The organism is Sphingomonas bacterium (assembly GCF_903644055.1).
Taxonomy (GTDB): Bacteria; Pseudomonadota; Alphaproteobacteria; order Sphingomonadales; family Sphingomonadaceae; genus Sphingomonas_I.
This window is the reverse complement of the sequence record NZ_CAHJXD010000259.1, coordinates 1-2,593: the sequence shown is the minus strand read 5'-3', so window position 1 is coordinate 2,593 and position 2,593 is coordinate 1. Positions and strand designations below refer to the sequence as shown.

General features: G+C 65.8%; 3 protein-coding genes and 1 tRNA gene. 2 read left to right on the top strand and 2 right to left on the bottom strand.

What is annotated here, in order from left to right; genetic code table 11:
- Window positions 1–91 precede the first annotated feature (91 nt).
- Complete coding sequence (locus tag HUU94_RS11425) at window positions 92–1,225, bottom strand: AI-2E family transporter (RefSeq protein WP_254602162.1); 1,134 nt, start codon at window positions 1,223–1,225, stop codon at window positions 92–94.
- A gap of 309 nt (window positions 1,226–1,534) precedes the next feature.
- On the opposite strand from HUU94_RS11425, the gene HUU94_RS11420 reads away from it, so the two are divergent.
- A complete protein-coding gene (locus HUU94_RS11420) occupies window positions 1,535–2,149 on the top strand; it encodes a cell wall hydrolase (RefSeq protein ID WP_174275199.1) in 615 nt (204 codons plus the stop codon).
- Window positions 2,150–2,202: 53 nt separating this feature from the next.
- Here HUU94_RS11420 and HUU94_RS11415 read toward each other — a convergent pair whose 3' ends face one another.
- Window positions 2,203–2,400, bottom strand: coding sequence for a hypothetical protein (locus HUU94_RS11415; protein ID WP_174275198.1), 198 nt, complete (start codon window positions 2,398–2,400; stop codon window positions 2,203–2,205).
- A gap of 117 nt (window positions 2,401–2,517) precedes the next feature.
- Between HUU94_RS11415 and HUU94_RS11410 the strand changes: the two genes are divergently transcribed.
- Window positions 2,518–2,593: transfer RNA gene (locus HUU94_RS11410), tRNA-Glu, on the top strand.

Below are 2,593 nucleotides of genomic sequence, written 5' to 3'. Positions count from 1 at the left end.
CCTGCCAACGCTTAGGAAGAAGCGGGACCCCGGCTCAAGGCCGGGGTGACGGTTCAGCTTGAACAGGATTGGCCGCCAGGAGGCTCCAACTCTATCCCTCGGGGACGATCGGCTCGGGCTGTGGGTTGGTGAGCGTGCCCTCTTCGAACAGGAAGCCCGCGATATCGGGCTTGCCCGCCGCCGCAAGCACGGTCTTGCAGATGATCAGCAGCGGCACCGCGAGCAGCGCGCCGGCCGCCCCCCAAACCCAGCTCCAGAAGCTCAGCGCGACGAGGATCAGCAGCGGATTGATCGTCAGCCGCCGCCCGACCAATGATGGGGTCACGACATTGGCCTCGATCAGGTGGCAGACGATGAAGATCAAGGGCGGGAAGGCCGCGTACCAGGCGTCGCGGAAGCTCATCAGCGCGCCCAGCGCCAGCAGCACCGCCGCCATGATCGGCCCGAGATAGGGCATATAGTTGAACAGCGCGACGATGCCGCCCCACATCAGGGGCGTCGGCAGCCCGATGATCCACAGCCCGAACGCAACGAGCATCCCCAGCGTGATGTTGATGACGGTGATCGTCGCCAGATAGGCCGAGGTCGCGTCGACGACCTGCTGGATCACGCGCGCGAGAGTCATCGCGCTCGAGAAGCTGCCGCGGCTGGTGATCGTCTGGCGGCGCATCCGCGTCCAGCCGGACAGGAAGAAATAGACCACCAGCGTCGCGAAAAAGAGCTGGATGATCGCGACCGGCGCCGAGGTCGCGACGATATCGAGCAGCGAGTTGGGCGTCGAAAGCGTGACGGTCTTCGCCTGCGCATGGCGCATGAAGGTGGAAGAGGTATCGCTGATGAAGCGATCAAGGCTCGAATAAAGCTCGATCAGCGGGGTCAGGTTATGCCTAATGCGCACGACGCGCTCGGGTAGCACCGCGAACCAGCCCGACGCCGGCACGACGATCGAGACCACTGCGGCGTTGGCAACGACGAAAAATGCCGCGATGCACAAGAAGGCGGCGGCGGGCGGCGGCACGCCGCGCCGCTCGAACCATTCGAGCATCGGCACCAGCGCGATCGCGACCACCAGCGCCGCGGTAAGCGGCAGGAAGAAGCCGGCCGCCGCCCGCAAGGCGAAAGGTGCCGCGATCAGGAAACCGAGCCCGGAGAACAAGGCGATCGCGGCGAGCAGGCGATCGCGGCGGAGCGCCTCGGCACCGCGCGCGGCCAGGCCTTCGCGCAACGCTGTCTCTACCCGGCCGGTGATGCTCCCTAACTCGCCCACGCTCGCTCCAGCGCGCCGACGGGGCGCGTCGGAACCTTATGCCTCAACCGGGGATCAACGCCAATCATCCTGATTGCCACGTCATTCTGCCGCAGCGAAGTAACGATTCATCGACCATGGTTTGACGCGACGCGGCGGCTCGTGAAGGGGCACGCGTACTGCGGGCCAGGGGGCTGGCGTAACTCGCCCTTCGCCAAGACGTTAAATTCGCACGCGCGGCCAATGTTCCGGCCGGCGATGCGGTTTTGCGCATATGAAGAGCAAAAAATGACCGCCATCAGGCGATCCCTAATCCTTTCCGCGGCCGGCGCCTTCGCCATGCTCGCGGCTTTGTTTCCGGCGAGCGTCAACGCCGCCACCGAGCAGACCCCTGCTTTCACCCTTCCTTACGAGCTTGCATCCTTCGCGCCCCCGGTCGCCGATCCGATCCAGCGCGCCCAGGCGGCGACCGCTGCCCTGCCGGACGACGATGCGGACGATGCCAAGAGCGAGGCGCCGACCGCCGCGGTGGATCAGGCGGCGCTCAATTGCATGGCCAAGGTGGTTCACCACGAATCGCGCGGGCAGCCCCGGCGCGGCCAGATCGCCGTCGCGCAGACCCTGCTCAACCGCCTGAAATCCGGAAACGGACGCTTCGGCGCTTCGATCTGCGAGGTCGCCAACCAGCGCGGCCAGTTCTTCAACACCACCGTTTATCATCCCCGCGAAGACAGCGATGACTGGAAGACCGCGGTCGATGTCGCGCGGGAAGCGATGGCGGGCAATGCCGAGCCGGCGGCGCCCGGCGCGATCTTCTTCCGCGCGGCCTATGCCGGCAACAACGGCTTCTTCCGCACGCGCCAGCATGTCGCGACGATCGGCGGGCAGGTTTTCTACCGCTGACTCGGTAACGATGAAAGTGTCGGGGCAGCTCCGCTAGGGCTGCCCCGATCCTTTTAGCCTCCGATCAGATCGAGATAGGCGACGACATCGTTGCTCGTCTGTAGAAACAGGCCGGCCTGCGTGTCCTCCTGCTGAGCGGCGGCGTGCGCCAGAGCCTCGGCCAAGGTGCCATAGAGCAAGGTCGTCGCTTCGCCGCTCTCGCCATCGAGATGATAGAGCCGGACGGCGGCATCGTCGAAGGTGGTCCGCATCGCTACGCATTGTATCCCGGGGCTCCGCTCCGGCAAGCCGCCAGCCAATGCCGCCGCCCTTCCCGCTGCTTGACGATATTCGCCGCGCCCTCTAGTTGGCCCGCTTCCGACAGCGACGGCCCCTTCGTCTAGCGGTCTAGGACGTCGCCCTCTCACGGCGAAAACACGGGTTCGATTCCCGTAGGGGTCACCA